Source organism: Aquimarina discodermiae (genome assembly GCF_040786235.1).
In the GTDB taxonomy this organism is placed as follows: Bacteria; Bacteroidota; Bacteroidia; order Flavobacteriales; family Flavobacteriaceae; genus Aquimarina.
In genome coordinates, this window is the sequence record NZ_JBFMKP010000002.1 from 1 (window position 1) to 18,215 (window position 18,215).

General features: G+C 35.4%; 14 protein-coding genes and 1 tRNA gene. 1 reads left to right on the forward strand and 14 read right to left on the reverse strand.

Annotated elements, in window-relative coordinates:
- Positions 1-420 precede the first annotated feature (420 nt).
- The 3 genes from ABW636_RS00930 to ABW636_RS00940 form a co-directional block, all read right to left on the reverse strand.
- On the reverse strand, positions 421-2,508 hold the full coding sequence (locus tag ABW636_RS00930; RefSeq protein ID WP_367588070.1) for a prolyl oligopeptidase family serine peptidase: 2,088 nt from the start codon (positions 2,506-2,508) through the stop codon (positions 421-423).
- A gap of 202 nt (positions 2,509-2,710) precedes the next feature.
- Positions 2,711-2,872, reverse strand: coding sequence for a class I lanthipeptide (locus ABW636_RS00935; RefSeq protein ID WP_367588071.1), 162 nt, complete (start codon positions 2,870-2,872; stop codon positions 2,711-2,713).
- A 106-nt stretch (positions 2,873-2,978) separates the two neighbouring features.
- On the reverse strand, positions 2,979-4,853 hold the full coding sequence (locus ABW636_RS00940; protein ID WP_367588072.1) for a helix-turn-helix domain-containing protein: 1,875 nt from the start codon (positions 4,851-4,853) through the stop codon (positions 2,979-2,981).
- 383 nt (positions 4,854-5,236) lie between these two features.
- On the opposite strand from ABW636_RS00940, the gene ABW636_RS00945 reads away from it, so the two are divergent.
- Positions 5,237-6,400: an IS4 family transposase gene (locus ABW636_RS00945; protein ID WP_367588073.1), complete on the forward strand. Its 1,164-nt coding sequence runs from the start codon at positions 5,237-5,239 to the stop codon at positions 6,398-6,400.
- A 214-nt stretch (positions 6,401-6,614) separates the two neighbouring features.
- Here ABW636_RS00945 and ABW636_RS00950 read toward each other — a convergent pair.
- The 11 genes from ABW636_RS00950 to mraY all read right to left on the reverse strand — a co-directional run bounded on the left by ABW636_RS00950 (position 6,615) and on the right by mraY (position 18,192).
- Positions 6,615-6,688: transfer RNA gene (locus tag ABW636_RS00950), tRNA-Arg, on the reverse strand.
- 34 nt (positions 6,689-6,722) lie between these two features.
- Entirely contained in the window at positions 6,723-7,172 is a 450-nt protein-coding gene (locus tag ABW636_RS00955) for a GatB/YqeY domain-containing protein (RefSeq protein WP_367588074.1), read from the reverse strand.
- Between the two features lie 97 nt (positions 7,173-7,269).
- A complete protein-coding gene (gene ftsZ / locus ABW636_RS00960) occupies positions 7,270-9,261 on the reverse strand; it encodes a cell division protein FtsZ (RefSeq protein ID WP_367588075.1) in 1,992 nt (663 codons plus the stop codon).
- A gap of 122 nt (positions 9,262-9,383) precedes the next feature.
- Positions 9,384-10,739 carry a cell division protein FtsA gene (gene ftsA / locus ABW636_RS00965; protein WP_367588076.1) on the reverse strand — a complete coding sequence of 452 codons (1,356 nt, stop codon included), beginning with the start codon at positions 10,737-10,739 and terminating at the stop codon, positions 9,384-9,386.
- Between the two features lie 7 nt (positions 10,740-10,746).
- The gene (locus tag ABW636_RS00970) at positions 10,747-11,466 is read right to left on the reverse strand and encodes a cell division protein FtsQ/DivIB (protein ID WP_367588077.1); all 720 of its coding nucleotides are present in this window, start codon (positions 11,464-11,466) and stop codon (positions 10,747-10,749) included.
- Positions 11,463-12,806 carry a UDP-N-acetylmuramate--L-alanine ligase gene (gene murC / locus ABW636_RS00975; RefSeq protein ID WP_367588078.1) on the reverse strand — a complete coding sequence of 448 codons (1,344 nt, stop codon included), beginning with the start codon at positions 12,804-12,806 and terminating at the stop codon, positions 11,463-11,465. Before murC ends, ABW636_RS00970 begins: the two co-directional genes overlap by 4 nt.
- Positions 12,806-13,918, reverse strand: a complete 1,113-nt coding sequence (gene murG, locus ABW636_RS00980) for an undecaprenyldiphospho-muramoylpentapeptide beta-N-acetylglucosaminyltransferase (protein WP_367588079.1) — start codon at positions 13,916-13,918, stop codon at positions 12,806-12,808. The genes murC and murG overlap by 1 nt, the downstream gene beginning before the upstream one ends.
- Positions 13,919-15,142: an FtsW/RodA/SpoVE family cell cycle protein gene (locus ABW636_RS00985; RefSeq protein ID WP_367588080.1), complete on the reverse strand. Its 1,224-nt coding sequence runs from the start codon at positions 15,140-15,142 to the stop codon at positions 13,919-13,921. It abuts the gene before it with no gap.
- Between the two features lie 85 nt (positions 15,143-15,227).
- Complete coding sequence (gene murD, locus ABW636_RS00990; RefSeq protein ID WP_367588081.1) at positions 15,228-16,568, reverse strand: UDP-N-acetylmuramoyl-L-alanine--D-glutamate ligase; 1,341 nt, start codon at positions 16,566-16,568, stop codon at positions 15,228-15,230.
- Between the two features lie 14 nt (positions 16,569-16,582).
- A complete protein-coding gene (locus ABW636_RS00995; protein ID WP_367588082.1) occupies positions 16,583-16,936 on the reverse strand; it encodes a four helix bundle protein in 354 nt (117 codons plus the stop codon).
- A 26-nt stretch (positions 16,937-16,962) separates the two neighbouring features.
- Complete coding sequence (gene mraY / locus ABW636_RS01000; RefSeq protein WP_367588083.1) at positions 16,963-18,192, reverse strand: phospho-N-acetylmuramoyl-pentapeptide-transferase; 1,230 nt, start codon at positions 18,190-18,192, stop codon at positions 16,963-16,965.
- Between the last annotated feature and the right edge of the window lie 23 nt (positions 18,193-18,215).

Below are 18,215 nucleotides of genomic sequence, written 5' to 3' on the forward strand. Positions count from 1 at the left end.
TTTACCAAACGACTATCTGGTAAATATCCCGAAAAATCTATTTTATCTCTTAATATTGCTTTTTCCATAAAGTCTTTTTTATACAATTGAAAAATAATAAATATTTGTGTACACACGGTAGCCCTCCGGGAGAGGGCTGGGGTGAGGGGAAGTAAATTCGGAATTATGACTTAAATCCACACCGTGGACTGAGGTGTTATGCTGAGCCCTTCGAGAACCTCAGGACAGGTCATGCCGAAGTACTCTCGAAGTACATATGTACTAATAGCCTTACCCTTCGACAGGCTCAGGGCAAGCTCCTTCGAGAACCTCAGGGTTCGAAAAACTACTATCATCCGACCTCGGTCTTCGGACTTCCGACTTCGATCTTCAAACACCAGATACCCAAAACCTGATACTTGACTCCCGATACCAGATACCCTACTCCCTAGGTTGATAATCAGGATGCCCGGTTTGCCAATACGCAAAGGCGAAAATATCGGCATAACGATTGTATTTTTTGGTTGTCGAAGCGCTCGTAGCTCCATGCCCTCCTCCAAAATCAATATCGAATAAAATAGGTTTATCAGAAGTGTTATAGGCCTGTAGTTTGGCCATAAATTTGGCAGGATCCCAGGCAACGACTCTCCCATCTTTTATCCCAGCTTTGATTAATACCGCAGGATAGGCTGTATTTTTTTGAAGCTGATGGTAAGAATCCATCTCCAGCAAAGCTTTAAACTCGGCTTCTTTTTGTACAGTACCAAATTCTTTAACACTGTTTAAACCATTGGGTTGAATTTCTGAACGCACTAAATTTAATGAAGGTGAAAGCATAATCACCGCAGCATATAAATCGGGGCGATCAGTCATGGCACGTCCTGCCATAATGCCCCCGGCACTGGTGCCCCATAAAACAGTTTTTTGGGGCGAGGTATAGTTGTGATCAATCATATATTGGGTACAGGCGATCATATCTTTCCAGGTATTGGGTTTGGTGGTTTTATATCCTGCTTTATGCCAGGCATCACCTTTTTCGCTCCCACCTCGTACATGAGGAACCACCATTATCCCCCCTTGGGCCACCCAATTTAAGAAATGAGTGAAAAAAAATGGTTTTACCGATGTACCATACGAACCATAGGTATATAACAACGTTCGATTATTCCTATCTTTTTTCAGTCCTTTCTTATAGACAAGAGATACTGGGAGTAAAACTCCATCATGCGAAGGGATTTCAATTTCTTCGATGATAAAATCCTTAAATTCTGGATACTCATAAGATTCAATCAATTTTTCCTCTTCAAATTTATTAGTGTTAGTATCATAACGATAACGTGTATTTTTGGTGGTCCACCCCCGCGTTACTACCGACAGATATGAGGTCTCGATTCCTAACGATTTGATTAATGCAGTACCCGAAGGATTGGGTAAAGCAATTTCTTTTTCTTGTCCATTTGTATACCGGTATAATTTGGCAACAACTCCATTTTGCACCCGTACAAAAAAGATACCGTCCCGGGTGACCTCGATATCGGTAATCACACTATGCTTATCTTCAGCTACCAATATGGTTGGGTTCTTAAAATTAGGATGGGCAATAGGAGTACTACAGATTCTAAAATTCGAAGCATTTTTTGCCGATAAAAAAATAAATTGATCCTGAGCAATCACCACTTTTTTGATCTGATCTGATTTAGTATATAATTTTTGCCAGGGAGTAGCGGCTAATAAATCTTTGATCGGTTTGATATACATATCAGAATACGCTCCTGTTCCTCCTACTTCGCCCAATACATAGCCTTTATTTGCTATCCTGATATATGGAAAATCCTCTGGATTCATAGTTGTTTCTGGGGCACTGGTCATCGAAAAAACATCGATTGGTGTAGGAGTTTCTTGGTGCGGATTATAATACATCGCCTTAGACTGTAGACTATATTTTGGGTCTTTGGGATCTGTAAACGGAAAATACATGGTGATAAAGCCCGAATCGTCGGGATGCCAATGGATGCCACCATAACTAGGGTTTACTTGGGTTATCACCCCAGGTAATAATTTTTTAGTCACTATATCTAGGGTAATAATTTTAGAAATTTCTTCTCCCGATTTCGATATACTGATCGCTACTTTACTCCCAAAACCATCGGGTGCTATCGTACGTATACGATATCCCTCTTTACTATATATCGGTGCCAGTTCATATAAAAACTTTTCTGGGCCATTTAGGTTTTCTCGCATATAAAGCTTCCTATCGAGATCAGTCGGTTTCTTTTTTAGGTAAAAATATTGTCCTTTCGATGTTTTTCTTATTGATCGAATATTCCCTTTATTGCTAGCATCCAAAGTTTGTTGCTCTTCAATAAGTTTATCTCTTCCCGATAGATGGTTTAGAGTTTCTTTGGCCAAAGTTTCCTGAGCCTGTAACCAGGAAATCACAGTCGAATCTTCTAAATCCTCCAAATGACGATAGGGATCTTCTATCGTTTGCCCATGATAAGTATCGAATATAGCTTGTGATGGTATCATTGGATAGTTATAGTATGATTGAGGTTTTGCACAAGATACTACTACTAAAAAAAAGAGCAACAGTTTTTTCATAATCTAAACAAGGGTGGTATATATTAATTATGTTGGTATTGTGTCAATATACAACAATATCCCACCTAACAGCGGGATATAAAATGCTTAATCATAATCATAAAGATTGCAACTAAAAGATGTATCTCGCCTAACGCATCATTCGTACATTATCATCTTCACCGTTGCACTCCGGATGCCCAAAACTTCTATCTCCACCATCTCCCCAATTACCTCCTGCTTTTAGGGCTGACATTTGTTCTATACTTAATTTGGTAATCTTGATTTTCGAAAGTGTTAATGTTTTTTTCATGAGTTTAAATTTTTGTGTGATTGCAAGCCAAACTTACCACTATAAATCAAGAAAAAAAGGAGGTGCTACTCTTAATTCTAAGAATCAAGACCGTAAAAACAAGGAATCAACCTTCTTCATACCCTTGTTTTTCAAGCTGTTTTATAAAATACGAAGGATAGATCCCCGTTTTTTTATAAAAGGATTTCGAAAATACCTCGGTAGAGTTAAACCCGGCTTCACTAGCCAGGGCTTTGATGGTATATTGTCGATATCGGGTATTGGCTTTTAAGGCTTCTACGATAAAATCGATACGCAATTCGTTAATATATTGGGTAAAACTTTTTTGTTTATGGTAGTTGATAATTTTTGACAGGTATTTGGCATTGGTTTTTAGTTTTTGGGCTACCGAAGCGGTGGTAAGATTGGTTTTTAAAAACTCCTGCTTTTTTTCGAAGGTATCCAACTCCTGTAGTACCTTGGTCACAATATCGGAGCTAATCCCCAAATCTTTTTCTCCCTTCTGCGAATTCAACTTAGCCGGTTCTGACTTTACGGAATGGGATATCTCATCTGTATCCTCAGGTGTCACCCTGAGCCCTTCGGCAGTGCTTGTCCTGAGTTTATCGAAGGGCTCAGAACGGGCATTGTCGAAGGGTTCTCGAAGCATGTCATCCTGAGATGTCACCCTGAGCTTGTCGAAGGGCTGTCGAAGGGGGGCTTCACCCGCAATCAATTTTTGAAACCGTACTTTATACAAATGTTGTTTTCGATAATAAAAAAGGGTCATTCCACTTACGATTAGTACAAATGTTGCCAAGCTCCATACCCACCAGGACGATGTTTTGTTAGAAGCCTCTAACTCCTGGATCAACGCTTCTTTTTGAGCGACCAAACGGGGGGTATCATACTCATTCTTTAATGTTTTTCGTAGATACGTATAATTATCATTTAAAATACTATCTGCCCGTAACAATTTATTGATATAGACCAATTGATTATTTTTATCATCTATACTACTATAATGCTTTTTCAAAGCCAAATAAGCCGTAATGGTTTCGGGCAATACATAATTGGTGGTTTCCGCAATCGAATCAATTTTTTTATAATAATGTATCGCCAATTCTTTTCGAGGAAGAGCATCATAAGATTTACCCAAATACAAATAAGCATCCAGCATTGTAAATGTATTAAAATACAATCCATTTTTGGGATTAGTAATAATTGGTAAAATACTTTGTATATCTTTGACGGCCGCAATGTACTCATCTTTATGATAGGACAATATTCCTCGGTTTAAAATAAAATAAGGGGCATGAAATTCTCCTTTAGATTCTTTAATTCCACGTTCATTGAGGATATAAGCCGAATCAATTTGTTGATTCAATCGATAAGTATTGATTAATTCTTTCAAAGATAAATGATAAGGATATATTGGAATTTCTTTTTTTTGATATCTTTTTAAATCATATTGTACTACATTTTTAAAAAGTGCTTTGGATTCTTCATAATGCCCAAATTTTCTTTTAATTAAGGCGATATTATGATTGCATACATTTTCCAATACTCCATTCTCTCTTTTTTTAGCAATATTCAAAGCTATCAAATGATTATCCAATGCCTTTTTAAAATTTGCTTGTTCTTCCAAGAATAAGCCTTTATGTATATATAATAATGCCGGATATTTTTTACCTTTTAAATTTTTTCCTATAGTAATGGCACTATCAATATAGCTTATACCTTGTTCATAACTCTTAGGGTTTATGAATACAAAAAGGCGATATCCTTTTGCTTGTTCCAGGATATTCTTTTCTTTTTTAGCACGATTAAGATATACTTCTGCATATTTTTCTGCCAGCTCAGGTTGATCTCTTTTTATATCATAAATAAGTTTATACAATTTTTGATACTCCATTTGCTGTATCGAATCATGTACTACGATCGAGGTAGTATCCTGGGCTTGTATCCCCCAAACCAAAAGAAATAAAAGGCATGCTCCCATACATAGGCCTTTTTTTGGGAATATCAGGTTTTTAAAAGTAATGTGCATTACGGTTTATTTTTAAACACTTCGTTAGGCATTGTCTTTACCCTTTTTGGTTATTGACTGGTCCTAACTAGGGGTTGCGTGTTGGTTATTTAGTTTTTTCTTTTTTTCATTGCCAAAAAAAGAAACAAAAAATGCTAGTCTTAAGAAAATTAATCTAAAAATTTCGTTCACTTCACTAAATTAAATGAAACATTATCATTAATTATAATGTATCACTAGTGTCCACTATAAATAATTAAATGTTCTTTGAAATTACTGATAATCTATAAGTTAAATAGCTTTTTATTGTGTGTCGATTTGAATTGACTAGGTTTGGTCGATTTAATCAGATGTTTATGAATCAGGGCAAATATGTATTCGCTCAGTTATTAGCTTTTTTACCAAAACGCTCTTTTGACAGTATTGTCAATAGGTATGATGGAAATAAATATGTTCGTCATTTTACTTGTTGGAACCAATTACTTTGTATGATCTTTGGACAACTCACAAACCGTGATAGTTTGCGAGATCTTGTGATTACTTTAGAAGCACACAACAAGAAATCTTATCACTTAGGGATTGGTAAAAGAGTTACAAGAAGTAATTTGGCTAAGGCAAATCAAAAGCGAGACTATAGAATCTTTGAAGCTTTTGCATATCAATTAATAGCCATAGCAAACGCTAAACTTTCTGATCATAATTCTGATACCGAACAAAAGATTTATGCTTTTGATTCCTCCACAATTGATCTATGCTTAAATGTCTTTTGGTGGGCTAAATTTCGAAAATCGAAAGGCGGAATCAAATTACATACGCTTTTTGATATTCAGACTCAGATACCGAGCTTTGTTCATATTTCTCCTGCTAATATTCATGATGTAAAGGCTATGGATCAACTTATTTATGAAGTTGGAGCTTACTATGTTTTTGATAGGGGATATCTCGATTTTGAGAGACTTTATAAAATTACTACTTGTGAAGCTTACTTTGTTATTAGAGCTAAGGCAAACATGAAATTTAAGCGAATGTATTCAGCAAAAGTTGACAAAACTAAAGGAGTACTATGTGATCAGATAGGAAAGCTAACTGGATTTTATACCTCCCAAAATTATCCCGATAAACTTCGACGAATCGAGTATTACGACGACGAAAATAAAAGAACATTTGTCTTCTTAACCAATAATATGGAGACTACTGCAGAACAAATTGCTTTGCTTTATAAAAAGCGTTGGCAAATAGAACTGTTTTTCAAATGGATCAAACAACATCTAAAAATTAAATCCTTTTGGGGAACCTCAGAAAATGCAGTTCGAATACAAATTTATACAGCAATCACCACTTATTGCCTAGTAGCAATAGTAGCACAGGAGCTGAAAATTAATCGATCAACCTACGAAATATTACAGATTCTAGGAATATCGTTGCTAAATAAAACTCCTGTAAATGAACTATTTAAAAATATAGATTACAATAATGTCAATGAACTAGAATATAAACAACTGTCTATCAATTTGTTTTAAGTGGACAGTAATGGAGTTTTTTCATTATCAAATAATTTAGATTTCGAAGATTGAAATGTTTTTAGTTATAAACAATACCCAATGTTGGGTATTTATGTTTGCTAACAATGCTATCCAAGGATACAGGCCTTTTATTTCTTAATTATAAAAATAGTAATAACCAACAAAAAAGCCAGACAAAATTGCCTGGCTTTGGACAATTTTGTCCAAAAAGTGACCGCGAAGGGATTCAAACCCCCAACCCTCAGAGCCGAAATCTGATGCGCTATTCAGTTGCGCCACGCGGCCATTACTTATTCTTAAATCGTATAATTCGCTATAATTATGACAATTTACTTTTTACAATAGTAGAAATTGTTTTACCATCTGCTTTTCCTGTTAATGCCGCATTGGCCATCCCCATCACTTTACCCATATCTTTCATTCCTTCTGCGCCAGTTTTTGAAATAATATCCACCACCACTTTTTCTATCTCTTCTTCGCTTAATTGCTCTGGTAAAAATTGTTCTATTACTTTGGCTTGATCTATTTCTGGCTGTGCCAAATCATCTCGCCCTTGTTCTGTAAAAATAGTAGCACTATCTTTACGCTGTTTTACAAGTTTTTGCAATAGTTTCAATTCCTGATCTTCTGTAAGCTCTTCTTTTGCTCCACTTTCTGTCTGAGCCAACAAAATAGCAGATTTTATAGCTCGCAATGAGGTTAACGCATTCGAATCTTTTGCCTTCATAGCTTCCTTCATTGAAGCCATTACTTTTTGTTGTAAACTCATGATAATTTAGTTTTGATCTTTTGGATTGCGAAGATAAAAAATAAACCGATATTCTACAGTCAGAGTATCGGTTTATTTTACAATTACACTTCCCCTTCTAATCTACATTATCATGTAAAAAAGAATTGTTTTTTCGCAACTGTATGTCATCGTTATTATCTGTACCCAAAGATGTTCTAGATAGTCCAGACTCTGTAGGTCTCGAATCTACATCGATTCCTGCTCTTTTATAAGCAGGCTCCTTTTCTATATCGTCTATGGTATTGTTATTTCTAAATTTATAATTAAATTCTTTCATTTTTGCACGACGCTCAGCAGCTCTCGCTTTTAGTGTCTCTGATATTGGCTGATCAACAGGATCCACTTCTCCTTCTACGATTTCTTCTTCTGGCGCTGCAGTTACTGTTTTCTTTTCTATAAGGATTTCCTCTTCAACCACTTCTGAAGGCTTAGCATTTGTTAAACGCTCTTCTTCTTCCATATATTCTTCGAGGCTATATCTACGCACATCATCAGAAATATTTTCTGAAGCTGGCACAACTTCGATAGGATCATTCACTTCCATATCCATTATATCATCACTAAGATCAAAAATAATAGGACCTTCATCATCTTTTACATCGGTAACAGGAGATATATTTTCATTGTTCATCATCACTTCTTCATTTACCTCCTCTTTTTCATTTCCTGCAGAAGGCATATCAAAAGCAAAGGCAAACTGATCCTCTTTTTCTAATACTTTTTCTGTTGTCGTTTCTTGTTCTGCATTTAACTCCTGCTCTTCGTTAACTTCAATTTGCTTAATAATATCTTGTGCATTAATAATTACAAAATCATTATCATTAGCAAATGGACTTACAACTTCACATGATACATCTATATTTTTTAAGAAATCTGTAGTAGGGATCAATTCATTATCCTTATCTGCTTCTTCTTCGACCAGTTCATGTTTGATTATTTCTTCTTTTGGCTCTTCGTTTTTGGGAATAGCGGCCAAAGGAGTCCCTGTAGATTTTGGTAACAAATCCTGCACAGCAGCACGTTGCTCATCTTCGAGGGTATGAATTATCTTTTTGGTTTCTGTATTTACAATTTCATCCTGTTGTTCTACATCAAACCCAGTTGCAATTACGGTAACAGAAATAGCTTCTTCTAACGATTCATCTTCACCAACTCCCATTATGATATTTGCTCCATGACCTGCTTCCTGTTGGATATGATCATTGATTTCTCCTATCTCGTCAATCGTTATTTCTTCTTTTCCAGAAACAATAAGTAATAATACATTTTTGGCACCAGTAATTTTATTATCATTAAGCAATGGTGAATCCAAAGCTTTTACGATCGCATCATGAGCACGTTTATTTCCTGAGGCATTAGCAGACCCCATAATTGCCGTACCACTGTTACTAAGCACAGTTTTAGCATCACGTAAATCGATATTTTGTGTATAGTGATGTGTAATAACCTCTGCAATCCCTCTCGACGCAGTAGCAAGAACCTCATCTGCCTTAGAGAAACCAGCTTTAAACCCTAAGTTACCATAAACTTCTCGTAGTTTATTATTATTGATTACAATCAAAGAATCTACATGTGACCTTAGTCGCTCTACTCCTAATTGGGCTTGCTCATTACGCATACGCCCTTCGAATTGAAATGGGATAGTTACAATCCCTACCGTTAGAATATCTAGTTCTTTTGCCATTTTGGCAATTACAGGAGCTGCACCAGTACCTGTACCACCTCCCATACCTGCAGTAATAAAAACCATTTTGGTATTGGTATCTAACATGGTTTTTATCTCTTCATAACTCTCTACCGCAGACTGCTCTCCTACTTCTGGATTGGCACCAGCACCTAATCCTTCTGTTAGAGACACTCCTAATTGAATTTTGTTAGGGATCGAGCTATTTTCTAATGCCTGAGCATCTGTATTACAAATAACAAAATCAACTCCTTTAATCCCTTGTAAAAACATGTGATTAATGGCATTACTTCCTCCTCCTCCAACTCCAATCACCTTAATCACATTGGATTGGTTCTTGGGTAAATCAAAAGAGATATTTTCAAAATCCTGGTTATCACTCATAATTGCTAATTTTCTGGTTTTCCTACTTTATTTTTTTTATATGCTTTCTATTCAAAAAGAAGTTTTTTTCTTTTTGATGTGTACTTTTCAATTGCTTTGGGGCTATCTATTATGTACAAATGTCATTCTGCGTTATCTAAGAATTCTTTGAATTTTTCTGTCCATTTCTCTAAAATATTTTTCCTTGGCTTTGTTTCTGCCTTTGGGCTTTCTTTTTGAGTTGGCAAATCTTCTTCTAAAGTTATCTCGTCTTCGCTTGTTACCTGGGCACTCGTAATAGTTTCTTCTTTAATGATTCTTTTCTGTTTTTTGACATGTTCTAGTCCTCCCATCACCAATCCTACTGCGGTTGCATACATAGGACTTGTTGTTTCGGTATTACTGTTACCTGCCAAATGTTCATTAGGATACCCTATTCTTGTGTCCATTCCGGTAATATATTCTACCAGTTGCTTTAAATGTTTAAGCTGTGAGCCTCCACCTGTTAAAACAATACCAGCTATCAATTTTTTCTTTGGCGATTCATGGCCATAATTCTTTACCTCTAAGAAAACCTGTTCTATAATCTCTACCACTCTTGCATGGATGATTTTAGATAAGTTTTTTAAGGTAATCTCTTTAGGCTCACGTCCTCTTAAACCAGGAATAGAAACAATCTCATTATCCTTATTTTCTCCCGGCCAAGCAGATCCAAATTTTATCTTAAGCAATTCTGCCTGTTTTTCGATTATCGAACACCCTTCTTTAATATCTTCGGTAATCACATTACCTCCAAACGGAATTACAGCCGTATGACGAATAATCCCATCTTTAAAAATGGCTAAATCTGTGGTTCCTCCCCCTATATCTATCAAAGCAACTCCTGCCTCTTTTTCTTCTTGGCTTAAAACCGCATTTGCAGAAGCTAATGGCTCTAGAGTTACATCAGATAGTTCCAGTCCAGAGCTTTTTACACATCTTCCTATATTGCGAATTGAAGTTACCTGCCCAACAACTACATGAAAATTAGCTTCTAATCTTCCTCCGTACATCCCTACTGGTTCCTTTATCTCTGCCTGACCGTCTACTTTATATTCTTGTGGTAATACATGTAGTATTTCTTCTCCTGGCAGCATTACCAATTTATGCACCTGGTTACATAACTTTTCTATATCATCCTCATCTATTACTGCATCAGCATTGGGTCTAGTGATATAATCACTATGTTGTAAACTTCGAATATGCTGACCTGCAATTCCTACTGTAACATTTTCTATTTTAACGCCTCCTACACTTTCTGCTTCTTGCACTGCTTGTTGTATAGATTGTATCGTTTGGGTAATGTTATTAACAACACCTCGATGTACACCTAAGCTTTTTGATTTACCAATCCCCAAAACTTCCATTTTCCCATATTCGTTGAATTTTCCGACCATAGCAACAATCTTAGTTGTCCCTATGTCTAATCCTACCGCTATTTCATTAGTTTCTCTTTCCATACGGGTATTATTTAAGTGTGCACACTACCTGATTACTATATTGCAAACTGACCTTTTTATACTTATCCAAAGTTTTGTCTTTTGTAGCCTTTTGATAAAAAGCTTTAAAATTTTTAACCTTACGATTTACATCTTCTATTTTTCCTATCACCAATTTAAATGCATTGGTACGTAACTCTAATTCGTAGTTTTTTTCAGCATTACGATAAATGGCTACTACGTGCATTTTTAAAAACTTATCGTCTCTAATTTTTTTTAACAACGGAAACACATTAGAAATTTCTCTCTCTGACACATTGTGTACTATTGGGACATGGGCCGAATAACTTTTTGAGAGAGGCATTCGTTTACCGGTAACATCAATATAAAAAGGAGTAACCGCATTAACCCTAGCAATTGGGGTGCGTTGCTTAATTCTTGCCCTAAGTTCTCCATTTACAGTGAGGTACACATCAGAATGCTCAATCATTTTGTGTGAATCGAGTTCTTTCTCTACAGTATTCAAAACTAAAATTTCTTTTCCCACGTTCGTAGCTCTTTCATGATTTTGTATTAACAATTTATTAACCATCGATTCATTAATGTATGGATCTTGTTCTTCTACAAATTCAACATATACTTCTTTTATCTTTCGTCTTTCATTACGTTTCCCCGCAAAAGCAAATAGAGCAGCTAGTAAAGCAAATAAACCAACGAATTTCAAATATGTTAGCATTCTTTTTTTCACAACAACGCTTTTTTAATTTCCTGCACTTCTTCTCCAATATCTCCAGCTCCAATAGTCACTACTATCATTGCCTCGCTTTTTGTAATCTCTTCTACCAAATTACTTTTATCGATCAATTTTTTATTTTCATGATCCATCATCCCTAACAACCAATTCGAATCTATTCCTTTTATAGGTAGTTCTCTGGCCGGATAAATATCTAACAATAGTACCTGATCAAATTGACTAAGACTTTGTGCAAATTCAGACCCAAAATCTCTTGTTCGACTAAATAAATGAGGCTGAAAAACAGCTAATACTTCTTTATCAGGATGCATTTCTCTTACTGCCTGATGTAGTGCATTAATTTCTGTAGGATGATGTGCATAATCATCAATATATACTTTATCCTGTCTCTTAATTTGGTAACTAAATCTTCTTTGAACACCTTTGAATGAAAATAGGGCCTTTGCTAGAGAGTCGGTTGGGGAACCATAAAGCATCGCTATAGCAAAGGCCGTAATAGCATTTAACAAGTTGTGTCTACCCGGTAGGTTTAAATGCAAGCCCTTAATATATTCATGTGGTGTTTTTAAATCAAAAATGTAAGTACCATTCTCTATTCTTATATTTTGCGCACAATAATCAGCGTCATCTTCGATGCCGAAAGTCATTCCGTTTATAGGAAGCCCATTGCACACCAATAAATGGTCTTTTGTCTTTTTCGAAAATTCTATAAAAGATGCTTCCAAAGCATTTGCTTTTTCATAAATATCCAAATGATCTGCATCCATAGATGTGATTGCCGCAATATCCGGATGCAATTGTAAAAAAGATCTATCAAATTCATCTGCCTCTGCAACCATAACCTCATTTCCCTCTAAAATTAAATTAGAGTTGTAATTCTCGCTAATACCTCCTAAAAATGCTGTTAATTTTGCACCAGATTCTTTAAGTAAGTGTGCAAGAATAGCTGTTGTGGTGGTTTTACCGTGAGTTCCTGCCACTGCAAGCGTATACACATCTTGACTAATAGCTCCTAACACCTGAGCTCTCTTTTTTAGAACAAATCCCTTTTCTTTGACAAATGTGAGCTCTTTATGATTTTTAGGTATCGCAGGTGTATATACCACCATCGTTTCTTCTGGATTCAAAAATTCTTGCGGAATCAGAGTCACATTATCCTCAAAATGCACCGCAACATCTATTGCAGATAAATCTGTAGTAATTTGGCTAGGAGTCTTATCATACCCCGCCACATTCTTACCAAGAAATTTAAAATATCTGGCCAGAGCACTCATACCAATACCACCGATACCGATAAAATATATATTCTGTATGTCTTTTAAACTCTTATCCATTAATTTAATTCCTTCTTGTTTTTTTCTAATAAATCTTCTATCTCGTCTACTATGGCCGAGGTTGCGTTTGGTAATCCTAGTTTTTTGATACTTACAGAAAGGTTTTTTTGCATTTCTTCTGACTCTAATAACTCTGAAAAAACTTGTTGAAAACGTTCTTCTAACACTCCTTCCTTAAGCATCAATGCCCCCCCTTTATCCACTACAGCTTTGGCATTTTTAGTCTGATGATCTTCTGCCACGTTAGGGGACGGAATAAATAATGTTGGTTTTGCAACAATACATAATTCTGAAACCGAACTTGCTCCCGCTCTTGAGATTATGATATCGGCAGCAGCATATGCCAAATCCATAGTGTCCAGAAATTGATGTACCTGCACCTCATTTTGATCATATTGTTTATAATCCTCATAATACAGCTGCCCACATTGCCAAATAAGCTGCATTCCTTTTTCTTTAAAAAAATCCAACTCATTTTGGATTAATTGATTGATTCGTCTAGCCCCCAAACTTCCTCCTATAATCAACAACGTTGTTTTATTGGGGTCTAGCTTATATTTTTGAATTGCCAGACTACGTTTCTCATTGGTATTTACAATATCCTGGCGAACCGGATTACCTGTTTTATTAATTTTATCTTTCGGAAAAAATCGTTGCATCCCATCATAAGCAACACATATTCTATTCGCATCTTTTGCCAACCACTTATTGGTAATACCCGGAAACGAATTTTGCTCCTGAAGTAGCGTCGGAATATTTTTAGAATTTGCCATCCTTAACAAAGGACCACTGGCAAATCCACCAGTTCCTACAACTACATCTGGGTTAAATCTTTTAAGTATTGCTCTTGATTTCCAGAGGCTACTTATAAGTTTAAGCGGAAACATTAAATTACTAAACGTAAGTTTTCTTTGAATACCGCTAATCCAAAGCCCTATAATTTCATACCCTGCTTTTGGCACTTTTTGCATTTCCATTCTATCACTAGCTCCAACAAACAAAATAGAAGCATCGGGATATCTGTTCTCAATTTCTTTGGCAATAGCAATAGCCGGGTAAATATGTCCCCCGGTTCCTCCTCCAGATAATATGATTCTAGGTTTTTTATTCATTTACAAAACTTCACTTAAAACCTCTAATGGATTTTCTTCTTGTATTCTTTTTTCTGTTTCTTTTGTTTGTTCTTTTTCTTGTTGGCGCTGTGCTTCTCTTTGACTACTCACACTTAAAACAATTCCTATCGCCAAACATGTCATCCAAATAGATGTCCCACCACTACTTATAAGTGGTAACGTTTGCCCAGTAACAGGAAATAACTCTACTGCAACCGCCATATTTATCAATGCCTGAAAAACAATAGGCAATCCAACTCCTATAACTAATAGTTTACCAAAAATATCACCACATTTATGAGCAACAATAACCAAACGCAGCAATAACATTGTATACAACAGCATTAAAAAAATTCCTCCTACAAAACCCCATTCTTCAATAATAATTGCATAAATAAAATCTGAAGAAGACTGTGGCAAGAAGTTTCTTTGCACACTTTTCCCAGGTCCTGCACCCATTACTCCTCCTCTTGCAATTGCTATTTTTGCTCTTTCTATTTGATAATCTTCTTGTGTATCTTTATCATCACTAAAGTTCTCTATCCTACTCACCCAAGTATCTACCCTATTTGGAAAAACACCCGGAAATGCTTTTGCAAACAAAATGAAAAAAGTAAGTATCAAGAGCCCCGATCCCAATATCACAGAAATATACTTTACTGGATACCCTCCTATAAAAACAAGAACAATTACCATCGAGAAGATAATCGCAGTTGTAGAAAAATTAGCCGGTAAAATTAACATTAAAATCAAAAATACAGGCATCCATAGCGGCAGTAAGGTTTCTTTAAACGATACAACTTTATCCTTAATCTTTGACAGGTATCGTGCAACATACGCCATTAGCACTACAGCAGCCAACGTAGAGGTTTGAAATGTAACTCCTACAAACGGCACTCTAATCCATCGACTTGCATTTGCTCCTCCTATGGTGGTATTCTGTGCCATTGTAACCAACAACAATACAATGATCACAGGTATCATAATAATAGAAAGTCCCTTAAAATAATGATATGGTATTTTATGCACTCCGTACATAATCAAAAAACCTAAAACCAGATGTGCAAAATGCTTAATCAAAAAAGTAAAAGTATCTCCATCTCCGTATAAATAAGCCAAATTACTGCTTGCACTATACACAGGAAGAAAAGAGAACAAGGCTAGCAAGGCTGCAATAGCCCAAACCATCTTATCTCCTTTAATATTTGTTAATACTTTTGTCATCTAATCCTATATTACTTTTTGCATGTACTATACCTCAATACTATTTTAAGCTGCGTCTATCCATTTTTGACTTCGGACACTACTTTTATAGCTCTCGTACTGCTTCTTTAAACTGTCTTCCTCTTTCTTCGTAGTTTTTAAACAAATCAAAACTCGCACATGCCGGAGATAACAAAACATTTTCATTTCTCTCTGCTATCTCATACGCCATGTTTACTGCTTCTTTCATAGATTGTGTTTCTAAAATATGATCTACGCAGTTGCCAAATGAATTAATAATCTTAGTATTATCTACTCCCAAGCAAATAATAGCTTTTACCTTTTCATTTACCAGTGAATAAAGCTCTGTGTAATCATTTCCTTTATCTACTCCTCCTACAATCCACACGGTTGCTGACTTCATTGCGTCTAAAGCATAATAAGTAGCATTTACATTGGTAGCTTTAGAATCATTTATGTATTGTACATTATTTATTTTCAATACACTTTCTAACCTGTGTTCTACCCCATGAAAGTTCTCTAAACATTCTCTGATCGTATTTTTTCTAATTTTCAACAAATGAGACACTGTGGCAGCAGCCATAGCGTTCTTAACGTTGTGATTTCCTTTGAGTGCTAAATCTGTTGTTGGCATGGTAATTTTATTGTTATCTATTATTATTGTTATATTTTCTTTTTCTAAATACGCCCCGTTATTATCTATCTTTTTGGTCAATGAAAAAGGCAAAAGCTTTGATTTTATTGGGTGTCTATCTAAATAATTTGTTATGTTCTTATCATCTGCGTCATAAATAAAGTAATCAAACTCACTTTGATTCATGGCTATCCTAAATTTTGACGCTATATACTTCTCTAATTGATAGTCATATCGATCCAAATGATCAGGAGTTATATTTGTCAAAATTGCTATATGAGGAGTAAAATCTACAATACCATCTAACTGAAAGCTACTTAGCTCCAAAACATAATAACGAGAATTTTTCTCTGCTACTTGCTTTGCAAAACTATCCCCAATATTACCCGCCATACCTACATCCAACTCACCTTCCTTTAATAAGTGATGCGTCAACATTGTTGTTGTGGTTTTACCATTACTACCGGTAATACCTACAATAGTAGCAGAGGTATATTGTGCTCCAAATTCGATTTCTGATATCACAGGAATTCCTTTTTCTTTTATATCGCTTATCAACGATATATTATCAGGGATTCCTGGGCTTTTCATAACCACATCAGCATTTAGAATTTGAGCAATCGTATGTTGCTTTTCTTCCCATTCGACTTCAAAACTTTTAAGAACTTCTTTATAATAATCTGTTATTACTCCTTTATCAGAAACAAAAACATTATACCCTTTTCTTTTACCCAATATTGCGGTTCCTACTCCACTTTCTCCTGCGCCCAATACAACAAGTCGTCTTTTCATTTTTGATTTACTATTCACGATGTACGATTTCTCATTGTTTTAATCGACGCAACTATAATTGCTAATAATTCATTTGCTTCTTTTAATAATCTTTTTATTTCTTGATGTTCTTTATCTGAAACTTCTAAAAAAATATCTAAGAAGTACATACTCTCATCAGCCTCTTCCTCAACTATCTTTAATTTATTTACAAAATCTGCATTCGATTTTGCTCTACAAGCCGCTCGATAATTTGCTCCAACCGAACTCGAACATCTAATCAATTGCCTACAGTAAGCATCATATTCTCTCGTTACCGGAAACTTTCTACACAATTCCCAACAATCAATCGCAAACCGTTTTGTTCTATTTTTCAATACCTCCTTCATAAATCCAAAATCTAAAACCGTATATATTATCTGACCTTAAGCGTGATCACTGCAATAATTGCCAGAAAAATTCCTACGATCCAAAATCTAGCTACAATTTTACTTTCATGTATTCCTTTTTTCTGATAATGATGATGTAAAGGGGACATCAAAAATATTCGTCTTCCTTCACCATATTTTTTCCTGGTATATTTAAAATAACTCACCTGCATCATTACGGATAGTGTCTCAATAAAAAAGATTCCACATAAAATTGGAATTAAAAACTCTTTACGAATTGCAATAGCAATTACTGCAATAATCCCTCCTATTGTCAAGCTACCCGTATCTCCCATAAAAACCTGTGCAGGAAAAGTATTGTACCATAAAAATCCTACCAACGCTCCTGCAAAAGCAGCGACAAAAATGGTAATTTCACCAGAGTTGGGGATATACATTACATTGAGATAATCTGAAAAAATTATATTACCCGACACCCATGCAAATAATGCCAACGTAAGCACTATTATAGCAGATGACCCTGCTGCAAGACCATCTATCCCATCGGTAAGGTTTGCTCCATTAGAAACTGCAGTTACAATAAAAATCACAATAGGAATAAATATAATCCAGGCATACTTTGCCAGATCCGGGTTAATCCATGATATCAAACTTGCATAATCAAATTCATTATTCTTAAAAAAAGGAATCGTTGTTTTGGTAGATTTTATCGCAGCTTTAAACTCAGATTCACCTTCAACTGTTACAACCTGTTCTGTATCCGTATTTGCCTTTTCTTCTTTAATAGTAATATCTTCATGAAAATACATTGTACACCCCACAATGAGCCCTAACACCACCTGTCCTATCACTTTGAACTTACCAGCTAATCCCGCCTTATCCTTTCTTTTAATTTTTAAGTAGTCATCAGCAAAACCAATTACTCCCATCCATAGTGTAGTAACTATTAATAGAATTACATATATATTATCAAGTTTTGCAAACAATAACACAGGAACTAAGGTTGCCAGAATAATAATGATTCCTCCCATAGTTGGCGTCCCTGCTTTTTGAGCCTGACCTTCTAATCCAAGTTCACGAATACTTTCTCCCATTTGTTTTGTTCTAAGGAAATTAATTATTCGCTTACCATAAATCGTAGAGATTAATAGCGAAAGTATAATTGCCATAGCAGCTCTGAACGTTATAAACTGAAACAACGTAGCTCCTGGAAACTGATACTCACTTTCTAAATATTCAAATAAATAGTATAACATATATATCTCTACCTTTTTATAGC